Genomic DNA, 22,512 nt, shown 5'->3' with positions numbered 1-22,512 from the left:
CTTTTTATTTTGTTAATCGCAACGAGCGAGATATCTGATGTTAGAAAAGATCCGCGATGGTTCGCAAGGCGTGATTGCTAAAGGCATTCTCGTACTTGTGATTTTATCTTTTGCATTTGCAGGGGTGAGTAGCTATTTGGGCTCAACTTCCGATGTACCTGCCGCAGAAGTCAACGGTGACAAGATCACTAAAGCCGAGTTAGAACAAGCCTACCAGAGCGAACGCGCTCGTATGGAACAACAACTGGGCGAAATGTTTGCTGCCCTATCTGCGGACGAAAGATACCTAGAAAGCATTAAGCAGAGCGTTCTCGAGCGTCTAGTGGCAGACAAACTGATCGATCAAGCTGCCGCTGCGATGGGATTACGTGTTTCTGACGAACAAATTATTGCAGCGATTAAATCTGAACCCGCTTTCCAAACTGACGGTAAATTTGATAACGACCGTTATCAGGCTATTTTGCGTCAGTTAGGTTATCAGCCACAAACCTTTAGAAGCATGATGCGTGTCGATATGACTCGTCGTCAGTTAACAGCGGCGTTAGTGGGCACTGAATTTGTATTACCCGGTGAAGCTAAACAATTAGCTGAGCTGCAAGGCCAAACTCGCGACATTCGTTATTTAGTGGTGGACTCTGCGCCATACCTTGCCAATGCCTCTGTGACAGACGAGCAAGTAAAAAACTACTATGACGCCAACCAGGGCCAGTTTATGAGCCCAGAGAAGGTGAGTTTAGAATATGTTGAGTTAAACGCGGCTGATTTTGCCAAAGACAGCAAAGTGACCGAAGAAGAAGCTCAGGCTTACTACGATGAGCATAAGACGCAATATGTGTCTAACGAGAAACGTTTAGCCGCGCACATTCTGATTGCTCCAGGTAGCGATGAAGCCGCAGCGAAAGCCAAGGCTGAAGATTTAGCCAAGCAGTTAGATAACGGTGCTGATTTTGCTGAGTTAGCCAAAGCCAATTCTGAAGACACGTTAAGTGCAGAGCAGGGCGGTAAATTAGACTGGTTTGAGCCCGGTGTGATGGACCCCTCATTCGATGCTGCGCTTTTTGCTCTGCAAAAAGGTCAACACTCAGCAGTCGTCAAAACAGATTTTGGTTTCCACATCATCAAACTGTTAGACGTTCAGCCTGGTACCACAGTGCCCTTTGCCGACGTTAAAACTAAGATTATCGCTCAGTTACAAGAGAAAAAAGCGGTAGATCAATTCTATAGCTTGCAGAGCAAACTGGCTGATACCAGTTATGAAGTACCTGATACCTTAGCCGAAACCGCAAAAGTGGTGGGTGTTGAGATTAAGACAACGCCGCTATTTTCACGTGATGATGTGCCAGCGGCATTGAATAAGCCTGATGTAGTAAAAGCAGCATTTTCAGACTCAGTGATGCGCCAAGGGCTAAATAGTGAAGTGATTGAGCTTGAACCGAATCACGTAGTGGTTATTCGCATGAAAGAACATCACGATGCGGGCACTATGCCATTAGCCGAAGTGAAGGCCGACATCGCAGAGCGTTTAAAGCAAGATCAAGCGAACGCAGCAGCACGTGCTAAAGCAGAAGAGTTAATGGCGCAAGTGAAAGCGGGCGCTGCTGATGTGAGCTTAATCGCTAAGGCTAAATTGGGGCGTGGTGCACAGGATTTAGACGCGGCCATTGTGACTAAAACCTTCCAAATGCCAACGCCGAGTGCTGCACCTGTGGTTGATACTGTCGCTTTAGCAAATGGCTATGCTGTGATTGCACTGGACAAAGTGAACGCGGCTGAGTCTGTTAGTGATGAGTTAGTCAATGCACTAAAACAACGCCTAAATGCACAATACAGCGAAGCGGATTACCGCGGTCTGATCGAGTCACTGAAAGCGAATGCAAAAATTCATTACCCTGTAGAAGGTTGATGGTGATAAGGGATAACTCAGTCTATCCCTTATGTTCGCAAAGCAAATATAAAGTGTTTTGCTAATCAAATAGAAAAGGCCAAGTGTTTACTTGGCCTTTTTGTTTGTGCGTTATCAAACGATATGGGCGCTATTTCAGCAGCTTAATCATCCACGCCAATCATCACGCTGCTGGCTTTAATGAGTGCGTAAGCCGAATCACCCACCTTCAAGTTTAAACGCTCACAGGAGGCTTTAGTTACGACGGAGGTTAACACTACGCCCGGTGCCAGTTCGATAGTGACTTCGTTGTTTACAGAGCCAATTTCGATTGCGGTAATAGTGCCACTTAGGGTATTACGTGCACTGATCTTCATTCTTTATCCTTATTTAGTGTTGAATGGTCATGCTATTCTAGCCTATTGTCATGGGTTTGCAGCAAATAAAAACGCCACCCGAGGGTGGCGTTTAAAAGCAAGCTGTAATCGTGACGATTACAGCTCGATCACATCGAACTCAACGTACGGATTCACATCAGCGTCGTAGTCGATGCCTTCAATACCAAAGCCGAAAAGTTTAATAAACTCGGCTTTATATTCTTGATAATCGGTCAGCTCTGATAGATTTTCAGTGGTCACTTGTGGCCACAGATCACGGCAATGCTGCTGGATATCTTCACGCAATTCCCAATCGTCTAAACGCAGACGGTTATCGCTATCGGTCTCAGGTTTTGCACCATCGGCACGGAACAGACGCTCGCTGAACATGCGATAGATTTGCTCCATACAGCCTTCATGCAGACCTTCTTGGCGCATCTTCTTAAATACCATCGCAATATACAGTGGCATCACCGGGATGGCTGAGCTGGCTTGAGTGACAACGCTTTTGAGCACGGCAACGTTGGCGCTACCGCCTGTCACTGAGAGCTTATCGTTTAAGGCTTTTGCAGCACGGTCTAAGTCCATTTTGGCTTTACCTAATGCGCCATGCCAGTAGATTGGCCAAGTTAACTCTGTACCGATATAGCTATAGGCAACGGTCTTGCAGTTGTCGCTCAATACGCCAGCCTCGGCGAGCGCGTTAATCCACAATTCCCAATCTTGGCCGCCCATCACTGTTACTGTATCGGCAATTTCTTGCTTTGTTGCGGGCTCAACTGTCGCTTCAATAATGCAGTCTTTATTAGTGTCTACCGCTGTTGCAGTGTAAGTTTCACCAATTGGTTTGAGCGCAGAGCGTACTAGTTCGCCAGAATCTGGCAGTTTGCGCACAGGTGATGCTAATGAATACACCACCATATCCACTTGACCTAAATCTTGCTTGATTAGCTCAATGACTTTTTGTTTAGCTTCATGGCTAAAGGCATCGCAGTTGATGCTCTTAGAGTACAAACCTTCAGCTTTGGCAAACTTGTCGAAAGCGGCAGAGTTGTACCAGCCAGCAGTACCTGGCTTAGCTTCTGTACCTGGTTTTTCGAAGAACACACCAATAGTTGCTGCATCGCTACCAAAGGCGGCGGCAATGCGTGAAGACAGGCCATAACCACTTGATGAACCAACAACGAGGACTTTTTTAGGCCCGTTGGCGATTTTGCCCTTTGCTTTGGTTAAGGCAATTTGTTCTTGAACGTTAGCTTCGCAACCAACGGGATGAGTAGTGGTACAAATGAATCCACGAATTTTGGGTTTGATAATCATGTTTAAGCTTCTTCTATCAAAATGACCAATAGGATAAATACTTCGGCGATTAAATGGCATCTATTTTTAGCCAATTTGCCTGAATATTTAAGTGGTTGGAGCAGTTTAACGCTTATGAACAAACAGGCTCTGCTCCTGAATAAGCCTTTGGGTATATTCGTGCTGCGGTGAATTAAATATCTGTTCTGTGGGAGCTTTCTCAACCATAACGCCTTTATGAAGAACCATAATTTTATCGCTAACATGGCGAATAATATTGAGGTTATGGGACACAAAAATATATGACAATCCTAAGTCTTTTTGCAATTTCAGTAGCAAATTGAGGATTTGCGAGCGTACGGACAGATCTAAAGCGGTTAACGCTTCATCGGCGATAATGATTTTGGGGTTGAGCATTAGCGCCCGCGCCACGGCAACCCGCTGTTTTTGGCCTTCAGAAATCATATGCGGATAAAAGTCAGAATGTTCAGGTAATAAACCGACTTTCCTTAATGTCTCAATTACTTGAGAATTACGCTCTTTGGCAGATAGCTGAGTGTTAAAGCGCAATGGTTCATCGAGTAATTGACCAATGGTGAGCCTTGGGTTGAGCGAGGTATTAGGATCTTGAAAAATCATCCGAATAAGGCGGCAGCGTTGTTTGATATTACGGCTGTCTAAGGCTTCGCCTTCGAAGTAAATTTCACCGCCGCTGCGCGGTTCTGCGCCCACTAAAATACGCGCTAACGTACTCTTACCTGAACCTGCCTCACCCACAATAGCTAAGGTTTCGCCGCGGTTTAATTCAAAGGAAACCGGGGCTAAGGCATCGTTATATTGGCGGGTAAAGCCTTTATAACCAGTATCATACCTTTTAAAGAGGTCGTTAACTTTAAGCAGTGGAGTCGTCATTTGTCGTTTCACCGTGGTAAGGGAAATGGCAGGCAAAGTAGCGGTCTCTTGAATGACTCAAACTTGGCTGATTAACACATTTCTTTTGCGCCTCAGGACATCTTGGCCCTAAGCGACAACCAATGGGGAGATGTTGGAGTGCTGGCGCCGAGCCTGGCAGTGTTGGCATAATTGCCTTGTGCGCCTCTATCCCCGAATAATCCGGCATATTATCCAAGAGTGCCTTAGTGTAAGGATGATAGGGCTGATTAATTAATTCATCCGTCGGCCCTGACTCCATCACTTGGCCGCAATAGAGTACCGATAAGTGATCGCACCATTGGGCGAGGGTCTCAAGCTCATGACTGATGATTAAAATCGACACATTTTGCAGTTGGTTAAGCTGTGATAGTAGGCGAAATATCTGTGCCTGAGTACTCAGCTCCATCGAGTTTGTCGGCTCATCTGCAATTAATAATCTAGGCTGGTTGGCAATTGCCATGGCGATCATCACTTTTTGGCATTCGCCTTCGGATAATTCCCATGCATAGCTGGACATGACTTTTTGGGGATTTTTAATGCCAACTTTGTGTAGCCATTTCTGCGCCGTGAGTTTGGCATGTTTATGCTTTTGCCAAAAATAAGCTTTAGGATTCTTAGGCATGGCCTGCATCAGCTGGCTACCCACGGTTTGCGAAGGATCAAGGCTACCTGATGGGTCTTGGAAGATCATCGCCATATCTGAGCCCATCAGATTACGGCGCTCCTTCGAGGTCATGGCCATCAGATTATTACCATCCCACATCATGCGGTCGGCAGTAATGGTCCAGTTGGGGCCAGGGATCCCTAGAATGGCTCTGGCGAGTAGACTTCGGCCCGAGCCGGATTCACCCACTAGGCCGTGGATTTCACCCGCATTCAAGGTCAAGCTTACTTTCTCAAGAGCCCGCACTTTGCCGTGGGGCGTGTCGAGTTCAATAGTCAGGTTTCTAACGTCGAGTAATGGCATAGGTTAGTTTCTGATGGGCGCAAGCGCCGATCTCAAGCCATCGCCTACCAAGTTTATGGCAAGCACACTAAAGAGAATCGCCAGTCCTGGAATAGTTACAGTCCAAGGTGCGGTCAATAAATTATCCATGCCTTGCGCCACCATAGCGCCCCATTCTGGGCTAGGGGCTTGAGCACCAAGACTTAAAAAGCCGAGGGCAGCAATATCTAAAATCGCGGCAGAAATGGCTAAGGTCGTTTGAATAATCACCACTTCCCAGACGTTTGGCATGATTACATACCAAAAAATCTGCATTGAATTGGCTCCATCCAAACGGGCAGCGGTAACATATTCTTTTTGTAATTCTTCATGGACCGATTGATGAATAGAGCGGACAAACTGCGGCGTTAAGGCAATGCCCACGGCCCAGAAGACGTTTTCAAGCCCTGGCCCCATGACGGCAACCACTAAAATCGCCATCAGAAGCGAAGGGATTGACAGCAATGCATCGAGCAAATGGCCCAAAATACTAGACTTTAATCCACGCATCATGCCGGAAAGTGAGCCGATGATAAATCCAGTAAACAGAGCTGTACCGACAATCATTAATGCCATGCCAAAGGTTAAATGCGCGCCATGTAGCAAGCGGCTAAAAATATCCCGGCCAAGATCGTCGGTGCCTAAAAAATGCGCCACAGTGCCGGAAGGATCCCAAGAGGGAGGTAACAATAGGGCGCGTGGATCTTGAGCCTCTGGTGCGAAAGGCGCAATCATTGGACCAAAGAGGGTGAGCAGCAGCAGAAAAATAATGGTCCACAATCCCGCTAAGGCAAAAGGGTTTGCCGAAAAATTTTGCCAGACCCGCATCATTGGGGAAGCAATTTGATCTTCCTGATAAATTTTAACTGGAGGCATAAAGATCTTTTCTGCTTAATGGATTGAAGACGGTATGTAGCACTTCAATCAAAATACTTAAAAAGATGATCAGCAAGGCGACAGCCAATATTCCACCCTGAATAACCGTGTAATCCCGCTGATAAATCCCTGATACTAACCAAGAGCCTACACCTGGCCATGAAAATATCACTTCAACAACAATAGCATAGCTAGCAAAGGCACCTAGCATTAAACCTAAGTGCTTTAATACAGGGATAAGCGCGTTGGGTAAGGCATGGCGTAAAATAATGGTATTGGTGTGCATACCTCTGGCTTCGGCTGCGCGGATAAAGGTTTGGTTCATCACATTCATCATTGCAGAACGTGTGCTACGTACTACCACAGTAAAAGGCAGCACTGCGAGCGTTGTCGCTGGCAGAATAATGTGTAGCAGTGCATCCTTAAACGCCGATATGCGATACTCCGAATCAGAAAGTAGGATATCGACCAGCATAAAACCAGTGACGGGTTTTATCTCATATAAAAGATTGAGTTGCCCCGATATTGGCAACCAACCGAGATCGACACCAAACCAAAGCGATAAATACAGTCCCAACCAAAAGACTGGAACAGAGTAACCCGTAAGAGTAATAGCCATAATGGTATTTTGGGTGAGTTTATGCTGACTTTGTGAAGCCAAAACGCCCAAAGGCACGCCTAAACCAATGGCGATTACCGCGGCCATGACGGCGAGCTCGAAGGAGGCTGGGAGTACGGTACTTAACTCCTCTGCAACGCTTTGATGGGAAGTCACTGAAACCCCTAAGTTACCACTCAGCCTTTGCTGTAAATAAGCAATAAACTGCAACGCCTTGTTGCTATCTAACTTATAGTCTTGTTCGATTTGGCTAAGCTGAGCTGCAGATGGTGAATGTATTCCTGTGAGGGCAAAGGTGCGTTCAATCGGGAACAAACCTGTTGCATAAAATAGGACACCAATCATGACGAGTGAAGTCGCTAGGAATAAATTGAGGCGCCGTAACAGGTATCTTAACATCAGTTAGTCTCCTGTGTGGTTTGGCTGGTTTTTGTAAAGGAAATGCCGCCAAAAGGCGTGAGTTGCATATTATGTACATTATTACGCGTTAAAGCGACCCGTTTGGCATGAGCCAAACTCAGCATTGGTACTTGCTCGGCGATGAATGCTTCGGCTTCTTGATAAATTTGCTTGCGCTCTGCTTGTGTTGAGACTTCTCTTGCTCTGTCTAGAATGGCATCAAACTGTTTATTGCACCAGCGAGAGCGGTTGTTGTTTGATTGCATTGACGCGCAGCTAAGCAGTGGCGTGAAAAAGTTATCGGGATCACTGTTATCGGCGTTCCAGCCGATGAGCACTGAATCGTATTCATCTCGACTTAATCTTTGGGTAAAAACACTCCAGTCGTAACTGATTATGTTGACTTTAACACCGATATTGGCCAAATCAGATTGAATTAACTCAGCTGTTTTCAGTGCATTAGGATTATAAGCTCTCGCAACAGGCATTGCCCAAATATCGATGCTGAGATTGTTAATACCTGCCTCTTTTAGCAGGTCTCTGGCTTTTTGGGGATTATAATCGAGTAGCTTCTTATTGCTGTCGTAGGCCCAAGAGGCTGGTGGAAGTACGCCTATCGCCTCTATTGCGGTGTTTTGATACACAGCACGTAAGATATTTTGTTTATCCACCGCATGGGCGAGCGCGCGGCGAACTCGAACATCATTTAATGGCGCTTTTTGAGTGTTAAATGCCCAAAATGCTACGTTAAGGCCGGGTTGTGATTCGATATTGAGCTGTTCATGTTGCTTAATAACGGGAAGTTCCCCTGCTTTGGGCAGGGCTGAAACACTGCAGTCACCCGCGATTAACTTTGCTAATCTCACGGTGCTTTTTGGGGTGATATCATAGACCAACATCTCGACATTGGCGGGTTCTCCCCAAAAATCCGGATTACGGCGATAGCGAATATATTCGTTTTTGGCGTAATGCACTAAAGTAAAAGGCCCTGTACCAATGGCAAAATGGTCAACATTTTCCGGGTGACCTAGTGCAAGTTGTTGTTCGGCGTACTCACTGGAGAGAATAACGGCAAAGTCAGTCGCTAAATTCGATAAAAATGAAGCATCCTTACGGGCTAAGCGAAAGATGACTTCATAGTCATTGATTTTTTCAACACTTTTAACTTGTTCAGAAAAACCAATACTTTGAAAAAAGGGATAACCAGTGCGTGACACACCATGGTAAGGGTGATGCTTATCGATAATTCGATTGAAGGAAAACAGTACGTCGTCGGCGTTAAATGAGCGACTTGGCGTAAAACGGGAAGAATGCTGAAACTTAACATCCTCCCTGAGCGTAAAACGATAACTAAGACCATCATCACTTTCAGCCCAACTGGTTGCCAAGGCCGGAACCAACTGACCAGAGAGCGCGTCATAGTCTACTAATCGGCTATAAATCAGGTGTGAAGTGGCGTCGATCGTAGTGCCTGAGGTCACCAACTGCGGATTAAAAGACTCGGGATTCCCTTCGGAACAATAGACCAAACCAGAAGGAAGCCGTTGGGGGCCACATGCAACCAACAACCCACTCATGCAGAATACCGCAGTTGCTAGGCACAGGCGTCTAATTAGCACACTCATTTATAAATCATTATTTTATCGACTATGAACGACTATTTTAGCAGTGCATCTCGCCCATGGGCAATCAGCTTATGCTTTATCGAGCAAATTGTATTTTTTCAGAATGCCGCGTAGCTGATGATAACTTAACCCCAAGATTTCAGCGGTCTTCTTTTGATTATATTGGCTCGCCGATAAGGCTTGCTGAATAAGCTCCATCTCATAACGCTCGGTTTGTTCTTTAAAGTCTAATGGAAAACTAAAGTCATTTAACGGCGCTTCACTAGGTGCAATGACATCAATATCGGTTTTTGCCGTAACGGTGGGAGGGCTTATGATGGTTGAGTGCGGTGTGGGCACCACCTGACGCTCAAGAGTGCGCACCCGAGTTGTCGGCCGGTACGGGGAGGCGAAAGGGTCGAGAATAATGTGCTCGATGGGACGATTTTCACCGCAATTACGGTAAACACTTCGCTCAACGACGTTTTTAAGTTCACGAATATTACCGGGCCAGTCATGACTCATGAGCTGCTCGATGGCATTTGCACTAAAGCCACTAAAGAGTTCGAGCTTGAGTTGCCGAGCCATTCCCACAGCAAAGTATTCGGCTAATGTCATGATATCTTCTGGACGACAACGTAGTGGCGGCAGGGTGATCACATCGAAGGCTAAACGATCGAGTAAGTCGGCCCGAAATTCACCGGCCTCGGCCAGTGAGGGTAAATCTTCGTTGGCGGCGCAGATAAGGCGCACATCTGCTTGAATGGTTTTACTGCCACCGACACGTTCAAATTCACCGTACTCGATAACACGCAGTAGTTTTTCTTGAATCAATCCAGAGGTATTGGCTAACTCGTCAAGAAACAGTGTTCCACCATCAGCCCGTTCAAAACGGCCTTCGTGTTTACCTTTGGCACCAGTAAAGGCCCCAGATTCGTGGCCAAACAATTCACTTTCAAGCAAGTTTTCGCTCAAAGATGAACAATTTAGCTTAATAAAATTTTGATCCCAGCGCTTAGACAGATAATGTAGGCGTTCGGCAATCAGCTCTTTACCTGTGCCTCGTTCACCAATGATCAGTACAGGTTTTGATAACGGAGCGATTTGTGAGACGTGCTCTAATACTTCAAGTAGGGCGTTTGATTGACCGATTAGATTGTCTTGCTGAAATTTATTATCCACGATATTTTTTAGTCTTTAACGCTAAATTTTGGTGAAAATCATAATAAGTGGCTTGCGCTGTAAAATAAAGGAAAAGTTAAAATTTTGTTTATCTAATTGAATTTAAATAATAAATAAAAGTTGGCACAGTTAGTGTATTACCTTAAGCGAGACCAACATCAATTTGAGGATAGCATTATGGGTATTTTCTCTCGTTTCGCCGATATCATTAACTCTAATATCAGCGCATTACTCGACAAAGCCGAAGACCCTGAAAAAATGGTTCGCCTGATCATCCAAGAAATGGAAGATACACTGGTAGAAGTGCGTTCAACCTCAGCTAAGGTATTGGCTGAAAAGAAAGAATTGCATCGCCGTATCAGCCGAGTCGAGGAGCAAGTTCAGGATTGGCAGGATAAAGCGGAACTGGCACTTTCAAAGGACCGCGAAGATTTAGCCAAAGCGGCTTTAGTTGAAAAACAAAAAGCGGCGGGTTTAGTGGATACTTTAAACCAAGAGTTGGCAGTGCTGGATGAGCATATCGCTCGTTTAAAAGACGAAGTTAGCCTGCTGCAGGAAAAACTGTTAGATGCAAAAGCGCGCCAAAAGACCATTATTTTGCGCACTCAAACTGCGTCATCACGTTTAGAAGTGAAAAAGCAGTTAGACTCAAGCAAAATTGATAATGCCATGCTTAAGTTTGAGCAATATGAGCGCCGTGTTGAAGGATTAGAAGCGCAGGTTGAATCCTACGATCTTGGCAGCAAAAAAACCTTAGCTGATGAGTTTGCGGCATTAGAAGCTGAAGATTCAGTCAATGCTGAGTTGGAAGCGCTCAAGGCAAAAGTGAAAGGCAAAGCTCCCACAAAGTCAAAAGAATAACATTTTAGAGGTGAGTTATGGATATGGACATACTAATGGCTCCGATTATCATCTTTATGATAGTGGTGGCGCCTATATGGTTAGTTCTTCATTATCGCAGTAAGCGACAAGTGAGCCAGGGACTCACTGAGGAAGAGTTTTCACAGCTGAATGACTTGATTGCGAAAGCCGATAAAATGGCTGCGCGTATCGAAACCTTAGAGGCGATTCTCGATTCTGAATCGCCTGAATGGAGGGGGAAACATGAGAGGATCTAATGGTCGAACTTTGTACCGTATTCCCCAGTCAGGTAAAATCGCCGGAGTGTGTGCAGGGATTGCTGAGTACTTTGCGATTGAAACTTGGTTAGTACGCGTACTTGCTGTTTCTATCTTTCTATTAGGTGGTTCGGGTGTTGTCTTTATCATCTATGTGGCGTTATGGGTGATACTCGATATCAAACCTCAAAATAGCTCTGTTAGGGATGACATTGAAGTGAAGAAGAAACCTTGGCAGTCGGGAGAGCCAGCTAAACAGGCGCTAAGCGATGTGAGTCGTCAGTTTAGGAGCCTAGAGGTGAGATTGCAAAACCTTGAGCGCCATGTGACGTCTGACAATTTTGATTTAAAAAGACAAATCAATAGTTTGTAATCCCTCGAAAGGGCGGCCATGTCCGCCCTTGTTGTGTAATCTTTGGTTTATTCCAGTGTCATCTCCCGTCGATTCCAGTATATAGTTATCTCATTCAACATTTAGGGAAATCCTTATGGGAATGCTTGATGTATCGCTCCACAAAATCACGCAAAAGAGCCAATCCCTCCTCCATCGAACGGCCGATAGGCATTTGCGCCTTGCGGTAACAGGGTTATCGGGAGCGGGCAAAACGGCTTTTATTACAGGGTTAGTCAATCAATTACTTAATAGCGGCGCTGCATCATCTGCATCGCATTCTCGCCAACATGGTTTGCCTCTTTGGCAGGTGAGCCGTGAACAACGTTTGCTTGGGGTTAAGCGAGCGATGCAGCCGGATCTTGAAATCGCGAGTTTTGATTATCAGGGCGCTATGTTAGCGCTGACTTCGAATCCTCCTACTTGGCCTGAATCGACTCGCACCATTTCAGAGTTGCGTTTAGCCATTAAATATCGGCCGCAAAAGGGATTACTCGCCAAGTTTGCCGATACCGCAACGCTATATTTAGATATTGTGGATTATCCAGGGGAGTGGCTTTTAGATTTACCTATGCTGCGCCAAAACTATATTGAGTGGTGTACTGCCCAGCAGCAACGGCTTGCGGTTTTAAAGAGTTCACCGTTATACGCTGGATTTGAAACGTCGTTAAATGCACTCAATTTAGCGGCGATGGCCGATGAATCGGAACTGAAACGGCTTGCCGATCAATATCAGCAGTTATTACAGGATTTAGTGCATGTGCAGGGGTATTACCAAGCGCAACCGGGGCGTATGTTATTACCAGGAGAGTGGCAAGGTGCACCGCTGCTGGCGTTTTTCCCTCTGTTATCTGTGACTGATGCTCAGTGGAGCAACCTTAAACAAAGTGAGAAGCACAGCGCTTTTCATGTGCTGGAAAAGCGCTATCAAGAGTATGTCGCTAAGGTTGTTAAACCTTTTTATAAACAACATTTCGCAGGGTTTGATCGTCAGGTGGTGCTCGTTGATTGCTTCAGTGCGTTAAATCGTGGCAAATCACAATTTGAAGATATGGGCGCGGCGCTAAATGCCATTATGGAGAGTTTTCAATACGGACAATCCAGTTATTTACGTCGGCTTTTTGCGCCGCGGATTGACCGTTTGCTCTTTGCCGCCAGTAAGGTTGACCATGTCACGCGGGATCAACAAAGTCATGTGTTGTCGCTGTTAACGGATATGCTCAAGCACAGTAAGCACTTTGCTAGTTTTGATGGTTGTAAAGTCGAAACCATGGCCATTAGTGCGATTAAGGCCACGCGCCACGGCATGGTGACCACTCAAGATGGGGATGTGGAAGTCGTGCAGGGCACAGGATTGAATGGCCAAGCCCTGACACTGTTTCCCGGCGAAGTGCCCACTCGCTTACCTGAGTCCACTTTTTGGCGTGAGCAAGGCTTTAACTTTTTCGGTTTTGCACCGCCGGATAACCGTAATCTTGATCCATCTTCGGTGCATTTTGACCATATCCGTCTTGATCACCTTCTGCAGTATCTTGTAGGGGATAAACTGGAATGAGAAAAGACCCGTTACCACATTCAACTGAGTCGCAAATAAATGAGTCGGAGCAGTCTGTCGCTCCGATTACAACTCAAGCGCTTAAAAAGCAGCAAGTATTTGATGCTGAAAAGGTCAAACTACAGTCTGTAACAGATGAGTTAAAAAGTGCGCAAATGTTTGCGCCACAAACCCCGATAAAGGCGATTGATGACGTTGTTGAAGAGACGCTAGCGGCCCAACCGCAGGTTTTAGATGTGACATCGATACGCCCTAAATTACATCAATCTCGCCGCTGGTCTTGGTTGGCACGCTTATCACTAATGGCATTAATACTACTCACGCTAGTGCAAACAGGCCTTGGTTTGCGGGATGCTTGGGTTGCCAGTCCTTGGCTATTTAGTTTTTATGGTGTGGTGCTTGGTTTAGTCGGGAGCTGGGCTATAGTCGGTGCCGTTAGCGAGTATCAAAAATTAAAACGCTTAAAACAGGTTGCCGATACCCAGGATACAGGTGCAAGGCTTGCCCTGAGTATGCAAATGGGGGAGGCCGATAGCTTTATCGATAATATTGTACGGCATTATCCCGATAGCCAAGGATTACAACGGCTGCGTCACTCGTTAAAAGATGAACATAACGATGCCGAAAAAGTGCTGTTATTTGAGGACTTAGTCCTAACGGAGCGAGATGAACTCGCCAAAAAAGTCGTGCGTCGATATGCGGCTGAATCAGCAGTGTTATTGGCTGCTAGCCCGCTTGCTGCATTGGATATGGCGATCATTCTTTGGCGTAATCAGCGAATGCTGCGTGATGTCGCTGCCTGTTATGGGATAGAGTTAGGCTATTGGAGCCGGATTAAACTCATTCGCAGCATAGTGATTAACATTATTTATGCGGGTACCAGTGAGTTAGTCACGGACTTAGGAACTCAATTGCTGTCGGTCGAGATGACCGGTAAATTATCCGCGCGGCTTGCCCAAGGATTAGGGGGCGGTTTGTTAACGGCGCGCCTAGGATATCAGGCCATGGCACTGTGTCGGCCTATCGGTTTTAGGGAAGAGCAGCGCCCCAAATTATCGAAAGTTCATCAAGAGTTGTTGATTGAGCTTAAGCAGTTTGCTGGTAAGTTATTGACCAAAGATGGGCGTGATGCGCTTAAGAGCCAATTAGAGGCTGCTGAGCTAAAAAACAGCTCAACGGCAAAAGACAAATAACATAGCCGAATGCACAAAACCGCGAGTGCACTTTAGGCTAAATGCTAATGCGCTAATGACTCTGTCATTAGCGCATTTTTTATCGCCGATGTTCTGCCCCAAACGCCTGAATGTAACAACTTAGTTACAGTGCATCTGTTGCTATTTTCACCGTTGCACTGGTTTCAACTGTTCAGCAGGGTATGTTAGTGCTTATTCGATAGGGCTAATGTTTTATTAACTTATCTATATGGACTAAAAACACAAGCAAATCATCATTCCTCGAACAATCAATCAAGAATCGAATGATGTAATGGCATAACAAGGAGTAAGCAATGCAAGATGAATCGAGCAAGATGTGGAAAGCGGCGACCCAAGCCATTCATGCAGGACATGAGCGAGAGGCCTTCGGTTCGTTAGTCACACCACTTTATCAAACTGCAACTTTTGTATTTGAATCGGCGCAGCAAGGTGGCGAGCGTTTTGCGGGTAACGAGCCCGGTTATATTTATACCCGTCTTGGTAATCCAACTGTGGCCGAACTTGAGCGTAAAATGGCGATTTTAGAAGGGGCTGAAGCGGCGGCGGCAACGGCGTCAGGTATGGGGGCGGTGTCGGCGGCGCTGCTCGCTAATTTGCAGATGGGCGATCATTTAGTGGCTTCTAATGCGGTATATGGTTGCACTTTTGCACTTATGACCAGCCAATTTGCCCGTTTTGGCATCGAAGTCACCTTAGTCGACTTTACCGATTTAGCGGCAATTGAGCGGGCAATCAAACCGAACACTAGGGTGATTTTTTGTGAAACACCGGTCAATCCTCATCTGCAGGTGTTTGATCTTAGAGCTATCGCCGATATTGCGAAGCGGCATCAATTAGTTAGCATTGTCGATAATACTTTTATGACGCCGCTACTGCAGCAACCGATTGCACTAGGCATTGATTTAGTGGTTCACAGCGCGACTAAATACTTAAATGGTCACGGTGATGTGATTGCGGGCATCGTCTGTGGCAGCGAAGAGCAACTTCACAGAGTGAAGTATGAAATCCTAAAGGATATTGGTGCAGTGATCTCACCCCATGATGCTTGGCTTATCCTACGAGGCCTTAAAACCCTCGATGTGCGCTTACAGCGCCATTGCGAGAGTGCCCAGCGGGTTGCTGAGTTTTTAGAGCAACACCCTGCGGTGACGCGAGTGTACTATCCAGGGCTTAAATCCCATTCGGGTCATCAATTTATTGGTCAGCAGATGCAGCGGGCAGGAGGGGTGATCGCCTTTGAATTAGCTGCGGATTTTACTCAGGCTATGGCGTTTGTTGGCAAACTTAAATTATTTTCAATTGCGGTTAGTTTGGGTGATGCGGAATCCCTTATTCAGCATCCGGCTTCAATGACCCACTCTCCTTATTCCCCAGAAGCGCGGGCAGCTGCGGGCATTGGGGATAATCTGCTGAGAATTTCTGTCGGTTTGGAGGATTGCGACGATATTATTGCTGATTTAAGCCAGGCATTAGCAACGATTGTTTAGCTGGTTATGGATAATTTTTATAACAAGGATGCATTAACCGCATCCTTTTTCTTCATTGTTATCTGTAAATTCATTGCTCTAAAGTTACATATTTAAGCCAGAGGTAATATTTGTACTTTGGCGTTTGGAAATTCATAAAAGCTTCGTCTATGTTTGATTGGAGGCCACGGAAGTTGGACGAAAGGCCGAATATCAAGGAGAGAGAGGAAGCATTATGAAACTAAAACCTAGTTTACCTGCGATGGTATCTGCTATTGCATTTTCTGCCCTGTTAACCTTGCCAGTAATGGCAGCTGATCCGGTAAAAGAAGCGAGTAAGGTGCAAAACCAAGCGAAAACTGAGGCCAAAAATATGGCAAACGATGCTAAACAAGCATTGCCAGACGCGGCTCAAGTCAACATCAATACCGCTTCAACTGAACAATTACAACTGCTAAAGGGGATTGGTGCCGCTAAAGCGCAGGCCATCGTTGATTATCGCACTCAAAATGGGCAATTTAAGACTATTGATGAGTTAGCAAATGTCTCAGGGATCGGTGCTAAGCTGATTGAGCAAAATCGTCATATGATTAAGCTGTAACGCCTTGGCATTGTCTTGAGTCATTTGCGTTAGCTTGACGTCTTTTAGCGAATAAAAAGCCTGCTTTGCAGGCTTTTATCATTTTCAATACTTAGGTTTGCCTATAGATTGTCCAGTTAAACCGGATATTTATCAAACGGGCGGATTAGCACTTGATCCCATAGAGGCCATAGGGGATAATCCGCGTCGTTCGGTGATGATCCTTTTGGTGATCCACTTGAAGTTATGGTGACCCTAGGGTCCCCCCGCAATGATAACTTGTGAACTCGGCCAGGCCCGGAAGGGAGCAACCGCAGCAAGCGACTCGTGTGCCGGGGTGTAGGCTCTAGGGGAACCTCCAAATTTCCCCATCATTTTCCAATCTTCTTTATCTTTATCTTTAACTCACTGATTAGCAATAACTGCTCAGCTTAGCATTTAGCAACACTGCAGAATTTACTCGTAAAACCTTGTTGCAAATCGATGTAGCGATGCCCTATACCGTATGACTTAGCTGTTGGCTTCTTCCTGCTGCATTCTTTTTTGTAAATTCTGTTTTAAAAAGGCTCGCGATTTTTCGAGTGCAGCCTGTATTTCGCGTTTAAGTTCCTGCAATTCATCATAATCTTCAAAGAAATAAGTGTCGACTAAATGGCGGATATAACGCACGGGCAGTTGATTGAGTGTCACACAGCAGAGATCGGCTAAATAATCCTCCGGCAATTCATCCATCAGGCCTTCATCGGATAACATTTCCATTAAGAGAACTTCGTAATAGTTGCGGATTTCGAGTTGCATCGCTGTGCTCCATGATGATTTTTATTGAGTTTGCTACCACAAATGGTTGGCTGCAATAAAAAGTTGGCTATGTCTTTGGCTTAATTGTAGTTCGTCTCGGCTGTAGCCGCCGCCAATTACCGCAGCAACAGGAATATTTGCCGCTTTTGCCATGGAGAGCACAGTAACATCACGTTGATAGAGCCCTTCTTGGCTGATCTGTAAATGGCCTAAATCATCGTCCTGATGAATATCAACACCAGCGTCATACAGGATTAAATCTGGTTGATGGAGCCGAATAAGCAGCTCGAGAGTCTGTTCGACGGTTTCCTGATAGGCGCTATCATCAGCACCTTTGGTTAGTTCAATATCATAGTGTGACTGCTGTTTACGGCTGGGGAAATTCTCTGTGCAGTGGATGGAACAACTGATAATGCCTTGATGCCTATGGCTGAGGGTAGCAGTGCCGTCTCCTTGGTGCACGTCACAATCAAAAATCAATACCTTATGCAGTTGCTGCTCGGCGATAAGTTTGCGGGCGGCGATAATCAAGTCATTGAAAATACAGTAACCACTGCCAAAGTCATAGTGTGCATGGTGATAACCGCCCGTTAAGTGAAGGGCGATACCCGTTTGTAGCGCCAAGCTTGCGGTCAAACTCGTCCCCGATACCGAGTGCAAGGTTCGCTCGACCAAGGCTTGACTCCATGGAAAGCCGATGCGTCTTAAGGCCGTGTTGACTAAGGTACCTTGAATAAATTGTTCGACATAATCTTGCTGATGCACCTGCATTACATCTTCAGCCGTCATCGGCGAGGGAGTATGAAATTGATCCGCAACAGCCAGTTGATTATCGAGCAGATACTGATAAAGACGTGCGTATTTGGTTGTGGGAAAGCGGTGGTGGGCGGGTAACGCCAGCTTGGAGTAGCTGGCGTGATAAACCAATGGGATCATCTGGATTAGAGTTGTGAAATAGCCCAGCTCATAAACTCTTTACGTGTTTTCTCATCGGCTTGTAACCACCAGTATTGCAACATCTGCTGTGGATTTGCGCCAGCCGCTTTAGAAGTATCAACCGGAGCGGTTAATGAGGTTGCCTTAACTGCTGCTTGCGCCGAAGTGGGTGCTGGCGCGGCAACCACCGCTGCTGTGCCTGCTGCGCCCGTTACTGCGGCTGCAGTGCCTGACACATCTACCGCTTGATTACCGCTAAAGAGACGCGAAACAAAGCCTTCTTCTTCAATATCGGTGTTTGTCACTTGGTAATTAACCTGACCTTTGTCGGAGCGGGTTAACACGACTTGGGGATTTTGGGCAAACACTTTAGGCTTTTTAACGACTTTGCCTTCAGCGGCTTGTAAATAGTATTGATGATCGCCATCAACCTCTAAGGTCACAATAAAAGGAGATGACTTAACAAAGGTTTGGCTGTCACTAAAATCGTCTTCCACCATTTCGTGGTAGCGAATGGCGATTTTGTGGGTGCCGGGCGCCAATTCTAAACTGCTTTTATGGTTGAATACGCTGGACTCGACTTTTTTGCCATCGAGGGCAAGGTATTCGAAGGACATAGGGATATTCAGATCTGCGGCAAAGGCTGAGGCAGAGCCGAGTAGCATTAGCAGGCTGCTGATTGGCAAAAGTGATTTCATTGTTGCTCCTTAACGATTATGGCTCTGATGCGGACGTTCGAATGCTTGAATGCGATCTTCGATATAACTGATGGCTTGCCTGCATTTTCCCAAACGACGATGCATCAAAAGGATGTCATTTTGCAAACGGATTTTGTCAGCACTATGACAGTTTTCAAGTTTTGACTCCATTTCTGCAATTTTTTGTTCAAATTTTTTCGCCCAATTCAGATGCTTATTCAGTTCGGCATAGATTTCGTGGCTATTTTGTAACACATTGCTGGCGATCCAAGCAAACCCGCTGGCTTGATGCGATTGGTTTTGTTGCTGGGCGAAACGTGCGCGCTTACTGGCACGTTGTTGATTTTTAGACTTTATATCGATTGAGGTCGTCAGTAGCGCCCGTTTAACCGCGGTAAAGCGGTCTTGAATACGTTCACAGCTTAAGGCGATGGTTTGCGGTGCCAATTTTAGGGCGATTTGCTTCTCTAACTGACCGATACTACTTCGAATTTGTTCAATACAGGGCATCAACTGGGCGCCATTTTGAATAAACAGCGATTGGTTAAAGCGTTCAATATCTAGTAGGAGTTTGCGTTGGCTCGGTGCAAGATGACTGTCGTGTTGCAGTACTTCTTGCTCTAATGTTTTTAGCTGATTTTTCAACGTGCTGATTAGCTGCGAAGTGTTCAAAACCATGCGCTCCACGCCAGATTAGCGGCAATTGATAGGACAATTAATATAAATAAAGGTCGAATAAAAGGCATACCAAATTTTATCGCACAGCGAGCGCCGATAAAGGAGCCGAGCATCATACACAGTCCCATCCACAGGCCAATTTGCCAATGGACTTGCCCAAGAAAGCCAAAGATCGCCAGCGCCGTCAAATTGCTGGTAAAAGTCATGGCTCTAGCGAGCGCGCAACTATGCAAAAGAGGTAATTTATATAATGAACCTGAACTCACTGTCCAAAAGGCGCCAATGCCGGGACCAGCAAAACCATCGTAGATGCCTAGTAATAAACCTTGCAGGCTTTGCTTGAGCTTGGATTGGGCTTTTGTCGGCGTCTGACAATCGGTATCCGAGATGGCATTAGGGCTCAGCAAGCTGTAAATTGCAATGCCAATAATGAGCAGTGGTAAGGCTTTTTCAAGCCACTGCGCGTTTAACAAATAAACTAATACACTGCCAAAAACCGCACCAATAAAGGTGGCGATAAACGCCATATACCAAAAACTGGGTTTCAGCAGATGCTGGCGATAATAGGTCCAAGCCGCCATCGAGGATCCAAAACTAGCAGCAAATTTATTGGTACCTAAGGCAGTATGGGGCGGGATCCCTAGGGTGAGCAGGGCCGGAATGGAGAGCAGGCCGCCACCACCGACCACGGCATCGATAAAACCTGCAATTAAGCCAATGACAGCCAACAGGGCCCAGTTACTGGGCTCAAGTAACAACTCCAAATCTTAATCCTACTCAATGACTCGTCTAAAAGGTGGGAGTGCGTCTAGCAAGGATTTGCCGTAACGCTTCGTCACTAACCGCCTATCTAGGATAGTGACTCGACCATAATCTTGCTCTTTACGCAGTAATCTACCACAACTTTGGATAAGCTTTCGCGATGCATCAGGAATGGTGAGCTGCAGAAACGGATTTCCACCCTTTATTTTCACATATTCAGCATGGGCTTGCTCAACGGGCGAGGTTGGCACAGCAAAGGGTAGCTTAGTGACGATGAGGTTGGTGAGGTAATCTCCGGGTAAGTCCAAGCCTTCAGAAAAACTGCCGGTGCCAAACAAGATGCTCGGTTCACCTTTATCACATTTGGCCTTATGGGTCTCCAGCAATTGCTGGCGTGGTGCATTACCTTGGATCAGAATTTCCTGCGTGAGTTTGCCCTCGAGCAATTCGGCCACTTTTTCCATTTGCCAGTAAGAGGCAAACAGCACTAAGGTAGCCATTTCGCCGTCAATTAGCTCGATAATTTGTTCGGCAAGTTCAGCAGTATAGGCATCATCCGTCGGCTCGGTTTTCATCTTAGGTAAGTAGAGCGTGGCATTATTCGGATAATCGAAAGGGGATTGCAGAGCGAGATAACGACTGCCGTCCTTTAATGATAACCCTACCTGATGGGCAAAATGGTCAAAGTTATTCAGCGCCCGCAGCGTAGCGCTACATAGCACGACGCCAGCAGCCTTTTGCCACAGCATAGATTCGAGCATAAACCCAACTTCAATCGGCGAGGCGCTAAACAGGTAATCGACCTGTTTGCCCGTGAGTAATTCAATCCAGCGGGCGAGGGGCGCGCCTTTAGTGGAATCTTCCTTTGCCATCATTTTCCAGAGCTTTTGCAGGTTTTCGAGTCGCTGCAACATAAAGCCCATCTCGGCCTGCAGCGCTTCTGCTTGATGCTTAGGAATATCGCCATCTTTTATCGCCTCGGCCAGCAATAATTGCATCTTGTTAAATTGCTTGAGGGCAAGATTAGAGGTGGCCGCGAGATTCTCGGCGGGGATTTTCAGTGCATCGGGCAATTTACCGTGTTCGAACCGATAGCGGCTCTCGGGATTGGCAAACTGTTTGGTTTGAGTGTCACAAAAGTGGGCGACTTGATTGAGCTGAGCGATTAAGTCGCCAATATGGTCCTGCATCGCCTGCGCTGGGGCGATGATGTTGTTGCTTTTTATCTGATTTTGTAACTTGGCGCTTGTCTTACCGACTTTTTCAAGCCAGTCGGCGGCGCCTCTAAGCGTTGCCTGTGCGCTAGAAAAGTCCCGGGCAACAATAGGTAAGTGGTGTGCTTCGTCAATGACGTAAAATACCTCTTCGGGATCGGGTAAAATCACCCCGCCGCCTAGCTCTAAGTCGGCAAACAGCAAACTGTGGTTGGCAATGAGCACATCCCACGTATCCACGTCCTCGCGGGCCTTGTGAAACGGGCAATTACGATGACTGGCTAGTTGCCGATGACAACTGTGTTTATCGCAGGCGATTTGTTGCCAGAGATGGTCCGGTATCGGTGTTGACAGCGTATCGATTTCACCGTTCCAGCGGCCTTCATTAAAGTCGTTGAGCAGCTCCTGCAGCATGGCAATTTGGCTGTTATCTGGCTTTGTTTGCCACATGGCCATTTGGGTACTGTTATCATCGCCGATCAGCATGGCAAGTTTGGACAAACAGACATAACGCTGGCGCCCTTTAACCAGACCAAAGCGAAAGTTTAGCCCTGATTGTTCGAGAAAAAACGGTAAGTCTTTGTGCAGCAACTGCTCCTGCAGCGCCACGGTTGCCGTAGCGATACAGACCTTTTTCTTACTCGCAAGTGCAAGCGGAATCGTGCCCAAAATATAAGACAATGATTTACCAATCCCCGTACCCGCTTCGACCACTATGATGCGTCTATCTTTGTCATAGTCGCCAGCAAGAGTCTTAGAGATTTCTGCCACCATAAAATTTTGCTCGCGGCGTGGCCTAAAATTAGGCAAAGCGGCGGCAATATCTTTATAGATAGCGCGGATCTGGTTTTTTACGTTGTCAGGTAACATGCGGCACTACTTTATCGAATTAATGCTGTACATAATAACAGTGATTGCATAGCCTAAGAAACTTTTCTGCCATTTT

Annotated in this window: 22 protein-coding genes and 1 other RNA gene; 9 read left to right on the top strand and 14 right to left on the bottom strand. The window is 46.2% G+C overall.

Annotated elements, in window-relative coordinates; genetic code table 11:
- The first annotated feature begins 37 nt into the window (after nucleotides 1–37).
- Complete coding sequence (ppiD, locus tag FJD32_RS14265) at nucleotides 38–1,903, top strand: peptidylprolyl isomerase (protein WP_037428149.1); 1,866 nt, start codon at nucleotides 38–40, stop codon at nucleotides 1,901–1,903.
- A 143-nt stretch (nucleotides 1,904–2,046) separates the two neighbouring features.
- On the opposite strand, the gene FJD32_RS14260 is transcribed toward ppiD, so the two are convergent.
- The 8 genes from FJD32_RS14260 to pspF form a co-directional block, all read right to left on the bottom strand.
- A complete protein-coding gene (locus tag FJD32_RS14260) occupies nucleotides 2,047–2,259 on the bottom strand; it encodes a molybdopterin-binding protein (protein ID WP_037417205.1) in 213 nt (70 codons plus the stop codon).
- Nucleotides 2,260–2,376: 117 nt separating this feature from the next.
- The gene (gene fabV, locus FJD32_RS14255) at nucleotides 2,377–3,579 is read right to left on the bottom strand and encodes an enoyl-ACP reductase FabV (RefSeq protein ID WP_088586959.1); all 1,203 of its coding nucleotides are present in this window, start codon (nucleotides 3,577–3,579) and stop codon (nucleotides 2,377–2,379) included.
- Nucleotides 3,580–3,684: 105 nt separating this feature from the next.
- Nucleotides 3,685–4,470, bottom strand: coding sequence for an ATP-binding cassette domain-containing protein (locus FJD32_RS14250; RefSeq protein WP_037417209.1), 786 nt, complete (start codon nucleotides 4,468–4,470; stop codon nucleotides 3,685–3,687).
- Complete coding sequence (locus tag FJD32_RS14245) at nucleotides 4,451–5,458, bottom strand: oligopeptide/dipeptide ABC transporter ATP-binding protein (RefSeq protein WP_037417214.1); 1,008 nt, start codon at nucleotides 5,456–5,458, stop codon at nucleotides 4,451–4,453. Before FJD32_RS14245 ends, FJD32_RS14250 begins: the two co-directional genes overlap by 20 nt.
- Before the next feature lie 3 nt (nucleotides 5,459–5,461).
- Nucleotides 5,462–6,352, bottom strand: coding sequence for an ABC transporter permease subunit (locus tag FJD32_RS14240; protein WP_037417217.1), 891 nt, complete (start codon nucleotides 6,350–6,352; stop codon nucleotides 5,462–5,464).
- A complete protein-coding gene (locus FJD32_RS14235) occupies nucleotides 6,339–7,370 on the bottom strand; it encodes an ABC transporter permease subunit (RefSeq protein ID WP_037417220.1) in 1,032 nt (343 codons plus the stop codon). The genes FJD32_RS14240 and FJD32_RS14235 overlap by 14 nt, the downstream gene beginning before the upstream one ends.
- A complete protein-coding gene (locus tag FJD32_RS14230; protein WP_037417223.1) occupies nucleotides 7,370–8,995 on the bottom strand; it encodes an ABC transporter substrate-binding protein in 1,626 nt (541 codons plus the stop codon). The genes FJD32_RS14235 and FJD32_RS14230 overlap by 1 nt, the downstream gene beginning before the upstream one ends.
- 69 nt (nucleotides 8,996–9,064) lie before the next feature.
- Complete coding sequence (pspF, locus tag FJD32_RS14225; protein WP_037428146.1) at nucleotides 9,065–10,156, bottom strand: phage shock protein operon transcriptional activator; 1,092 nt, start codon at nucleotides 10,154–10,156, stop codon at nucleotides 9,065–9,067.
- A 177-nt stretch (nucleotides 10,157–10,333) separates the two neighbouring features.
- Here pspF and pspA point away from each other — a divergent pair, with 177 nt between their 5' ends.
- From pspA to ffs, 8 genes are all read left to right on the top strand, one after another.
- Nucleotides 10,334–11,017 (top strand): phage shock protein PspA, encoded by a 684-nt coding sequence (pspA, locus tag FJD32_RS14220; RefSeq protein WP_011071928.1) that lies wholly within the window; start codon nucleotides 10,334–10,336, stop codon nucleotides 11,015–11,017.
- A 17-nt stretch (nucleotides 11,018–11,034) separates the two neighbouring features.
- Nucleotides 11,035–11,274 (top strand): envelope stress response membrane protein PspB, encoded by a 240-nt coding sequence (pspB, locus tag FJD32_RS14215; RefSeq protein ID WP_086024023.1) that lies wholly within the window; start codon nucleotides 11,035–11,037, stop codon nucleotides 11,272–11,274.
- Nucleotides 11,261–11,647: an envelope stress response membrane protein PspC gene (gene pspC, locus FJD32_RS14210; RefSeq protein ID WP_037428145.1), complete on the top strand. Its 387-nt coding sequence runs from the start codon at nucleotides 11,261–11,263 to the stop codon at nucleotides 11,645–11,647. Before pspB ends, pspC begins: the two co-directional genes overlap by 14 nt.
- A gap of 115 nt (nucleotides 11,648–11,762) precedes the next feature.
- The gene (locus FJD32_RS14205; RefSeq protein WP_088585762.1) at nucleotides 11,763–13,220 is read left to right on the top strand and encodes a YcjX family protein; all 1,458 of its coding nucleotides are present in this window, start codon (nucleotides 11,763–11,765) and stop codon (nucleotides 13,218–13,220) included.
- Nucleotides 13,217–14,413, top strand: coding sequence for a TIGR01620 family protein (locus tag FJD32_RS14200; RefSeq protein WP_088585761.1), 1,197 nt, complete (start codon nucleotides 13,217–13,219; stop codon nucleotides 14,411–14,413). The genes FJD32_RS14205 and FJD32_RS14200 overlap by 4 nt, the downstream gene beginning before the upstream one ends.
- Nucleotides 14,414–14,727: 314 nt before the next feature.
- On the top strand, nucleotides 14,728–15,921 hold the full coding sequence (gene megL / locus FJD32_RS14195) for a methionine gamma-lyase (protein WP_037417238.1): 1,194 nt from the start codon (nucleotides 14,728–14,730) through the stop codon (nucleotides 15,919–15,921).
- Between the two features lie 214 nt (nucleotides 15,922–16,135).
- Nucleotides 16,136–16,501: a helix-hairpin-helix domain-containing protein gene (locus FJD32_RS14190; protein WP_037428141.1), complete on the top strand. Its 366-nt coding sequence runs from the start codon at nucleotides 16,136–16,138 to the stop codon at nucleotides 16,499–16,501.
- A gap of 234 nt (nucleotides 16,502–16,735) precedes the next feature.
- An RNA gene (gene ffs / locus FJD32_RS14185) (signal recognition particle sRNA small type) lies at nucleotides 16,736–16,833 on the top strand.
- 157 nt (nucleotides 16,834–16,990) lie between these two features.
- On the opposite strand, the gene FJD32_RS14180 is transcribed toward ffs, so the two are convergent.
- Genes FJD32_RS14180 through dinG form a run of 6 tightly spaced genes read right to left on the bottom strand, consistent with a single transcriptional unit; the run spans nucleotide 16,991 to nucleotide 22,436 of the window.
- Nucleotides 16,991–17,278, bottom strand: coding sequence for a late competence development ComFB family protein (locus FJD32_RS14180; RefSeq protein ID WP_037417243.1), 288 nt, complete (start codon nucleotides 17,276–17,278; stop codon nucleotides 16,991–16,993).
- Between the two features lie 33 nt (nucleotides 17,279–17,311).
- Nucleotides 17,312–18,214: a histone deacetylase gene (locus FJD32_RS14175; protein ID WP_140906462.1), complete on the bottom strand. Its 903-nt coding sequence runs from the start codon at nucleotides 18,212–18,214 to the stop codon at nucleotides 17,312–17,314.
- Between the two features lie 5 nt (nucleotides 18,215–18,219).
- Nucleotides 18,220–18,912, bottom strand: a complete 693-nt coding sequence (locus FJD32_RS14170) for a DUF2057 domain-containing protein (RefSeq protein WP_140906461.1) — start codon at nucleotides 18,910–18,912, stop codon at nucleotides 18,220–18,222.
- Nucleotides 18,913–18,921: 9 nt separating this feature from the next.
- On the bottom strand, nucleotides 18,922–19,590 hold the full coding sequence (locus tag FJD32_RS14165; protein ID WP_170919380.1) for a primosomal replication protein: 669 nt from the start codon (nucleotides 19,588–19,590) through the stop codon (nucleotides 18,922–18,924).
- Nucleotides 19,581–20,354, bottom strand: coding sequence for a TSUP family transporter (locus FJD32_RS14160; RefSeq protein WP_055646756.1), 774 nt, complete (start codon nucleotides 20,352–20,354; stop codon nucleotides 19,581–19,583). Before FJD32_RS14160 ends, FJD32_RS14165 begins: the two co-directional genes overlap by 10 nt.
- Nucleotides 20,355–20,363: 9 nt before the next feature.
- Entirely contained in the window at nucleotides 20,364–22,436 is a 2,073-nt protein-coding gene (gene dinG / locus FJD32_RS14155) for an ATP-dependent DNA helicase DinG (protein ID WP_140906460.1), read from the bottom strand.
- Between the last annotated feature and the right edge of the window lie 76 nt (nucleotides 22,437–22,512).

It is taken from the genome of Shewanella sp. LC6 (assembly GCF_006385735.2).
GTDB lineage: Bacteria > Pseudomonadota > Gammaproteobacteria > Enterobacterales > Shewanellaceae > Shewanella > Shewanella xiamenensis.
Note: the sequence above shows the minus strand (reverse complement) of the source record. Positions and strands in the feature narration are given on the sequence as shown.

What these genes read in the sequence shown, in the direction of transcription:
- pspA (WP_011071928.1), top strand. Translation starts at nt 10,334, where the DNA reads ATGGGTATTTTCTCTCGTTTCGCCGATATCATTAACTCTAATATCAGC.
- ppiD (WP_037428149.1), top strand. Translation starts at nt 38, where the DNA reads ATGTTAGAAAAGATCCGCGATGGTTCGCAAGGCGTGATTGCTAAAGGC.
- pspC (WP_037428145.1), top strand. Translation starts at nt 11,261, where the DNA reads ATGAGAGGATCTAATGGTCGAACTTTGTACCGTATTCCCCAGTCAGGT.
- pspB (WP_086024023.1), top strand. Translation starts at nt 11,035, where the DNA reads ATGGATATGGACATACTAATGGCTCCGATTATCATCTTTATGATAGTG.
- FJD32_RS14170 (WP_140906461.1), bottom strand. Translation starts at nt 18,912, where the DNA reads ATGAAATCACTTTTGCCAATCAGCAGCCTGCTAATGCTACTCGGCTCT.
- FJD32_RS14245 (WP_037417214.1), bottom strand. Translation starts at nt 5,458, where the DNA reads ATGCCATTACTCGACGTTAGAAACCTGACTATTGAACTCGACACGCCC.
- FJD32_RS14260 (WP_037417205.1), bottom strand. Translation starts at nt 2,259, where the DNA reads ATGAAGATCAGTGCACGTAATACCCTAAGTGGCACTATTACCGCAATC.
- FJD32_RS14190 (WP_037428141.1), top strand. Translation starts at nt 16,136, where the DNA reads ATGAAACTAAAACCTAGTTTACCTGCGATGGTATCTGCTATTGCATTT.
- FJD32_RS14200 (WP_088585761.1), top strand. Translation starts at nt 13,217, where the DNA reads ATGAGAAAAGACCCGTTACCACATTCAACTGAGTCGCAAATAAATGAG.
- FJD32_RS14180 (WP_037417243.1), bottom strand. Translation starts at nt 17,278, where the DNA reads ATGCAACTCGAAATCCGCAACTATTACGAAGTTCTCTTAATGGAAATG.
- FJD32_RS14235 (WP_037417220.1), bottom strand. Translation starts at nt 7,370, where the DNA reads ATGTTAAGATACCTGTTACGGCGCCTCAATTTATTCCTAGCGACTTCA.
- FJD32_RS14230 (WP_037417223.1), bottom strand. Translation starts at nt 8,995, where the DNA reads ATGAGTGTGCTAATTAGACGCCTGTGCCTAGCAACTGCGGTATTCTGC.
- fabV (WP_088586959.1), bottom strand. Translation starts at nt 3,579, where the DNA reads ATGATTATCAAACCCAAAATTCGTGGATTCATTTGTACCACTACTCAT.
- FJD32_RS14175 (WP_140906462.1), bottom strand. Translation starts at nt 18,214, where the DNA reads ATGATCCCATTGGTTTATCACGCCAGCTACTCCAAGCTGGCGTTACCC.
- FJD32_RS14250 (WP_037417209.1), bottom strand. Translation starts at nt 4,470, where the DNA reads ATGACGACTCCACTGCTTAAAGTTAACGACCTCTTTAAAAGGTATGAT.
- FJD32_RS14240 (WP_037417217.1), bottom strand. Translation starts at nt 6,352, where the DNA reads ATGCCTCCAGTTAAAATTTATCAGGAAGATCAAATTGCTTCCCCAATG.
- dinG (WP_140906460.1), bottom strand. Translation starts at nt 22,436, where the DNA reads ATGTTACCTGACAACGTAAAAAACCAGATCCGCGCTATCTATAAAGAT.
- FJD32_RS14205 (WP_088585762.1), top strand. Translation starts at nt 11,763, where the DNA reads ATGGGAATGCTTGATGTATCGCTCCACAAAATCACGCAAAAGAGCCAA.
- megL (WP_037417238.1), top strand. Translation starts at nt 14,728, where the DNA reads ATGCAAGATGAATCGAGCAAGATGTGGAAAGCGGCGACCCAAGCCATT.
- FJD32_RS14165 (WP_170919380.1), bottom strand. Translation starts at nt 19,590, where the DNA reads ATGGTTTTGAACACTTCGCAGCTAATCAGCACGTTGAAAAATCAGCTA.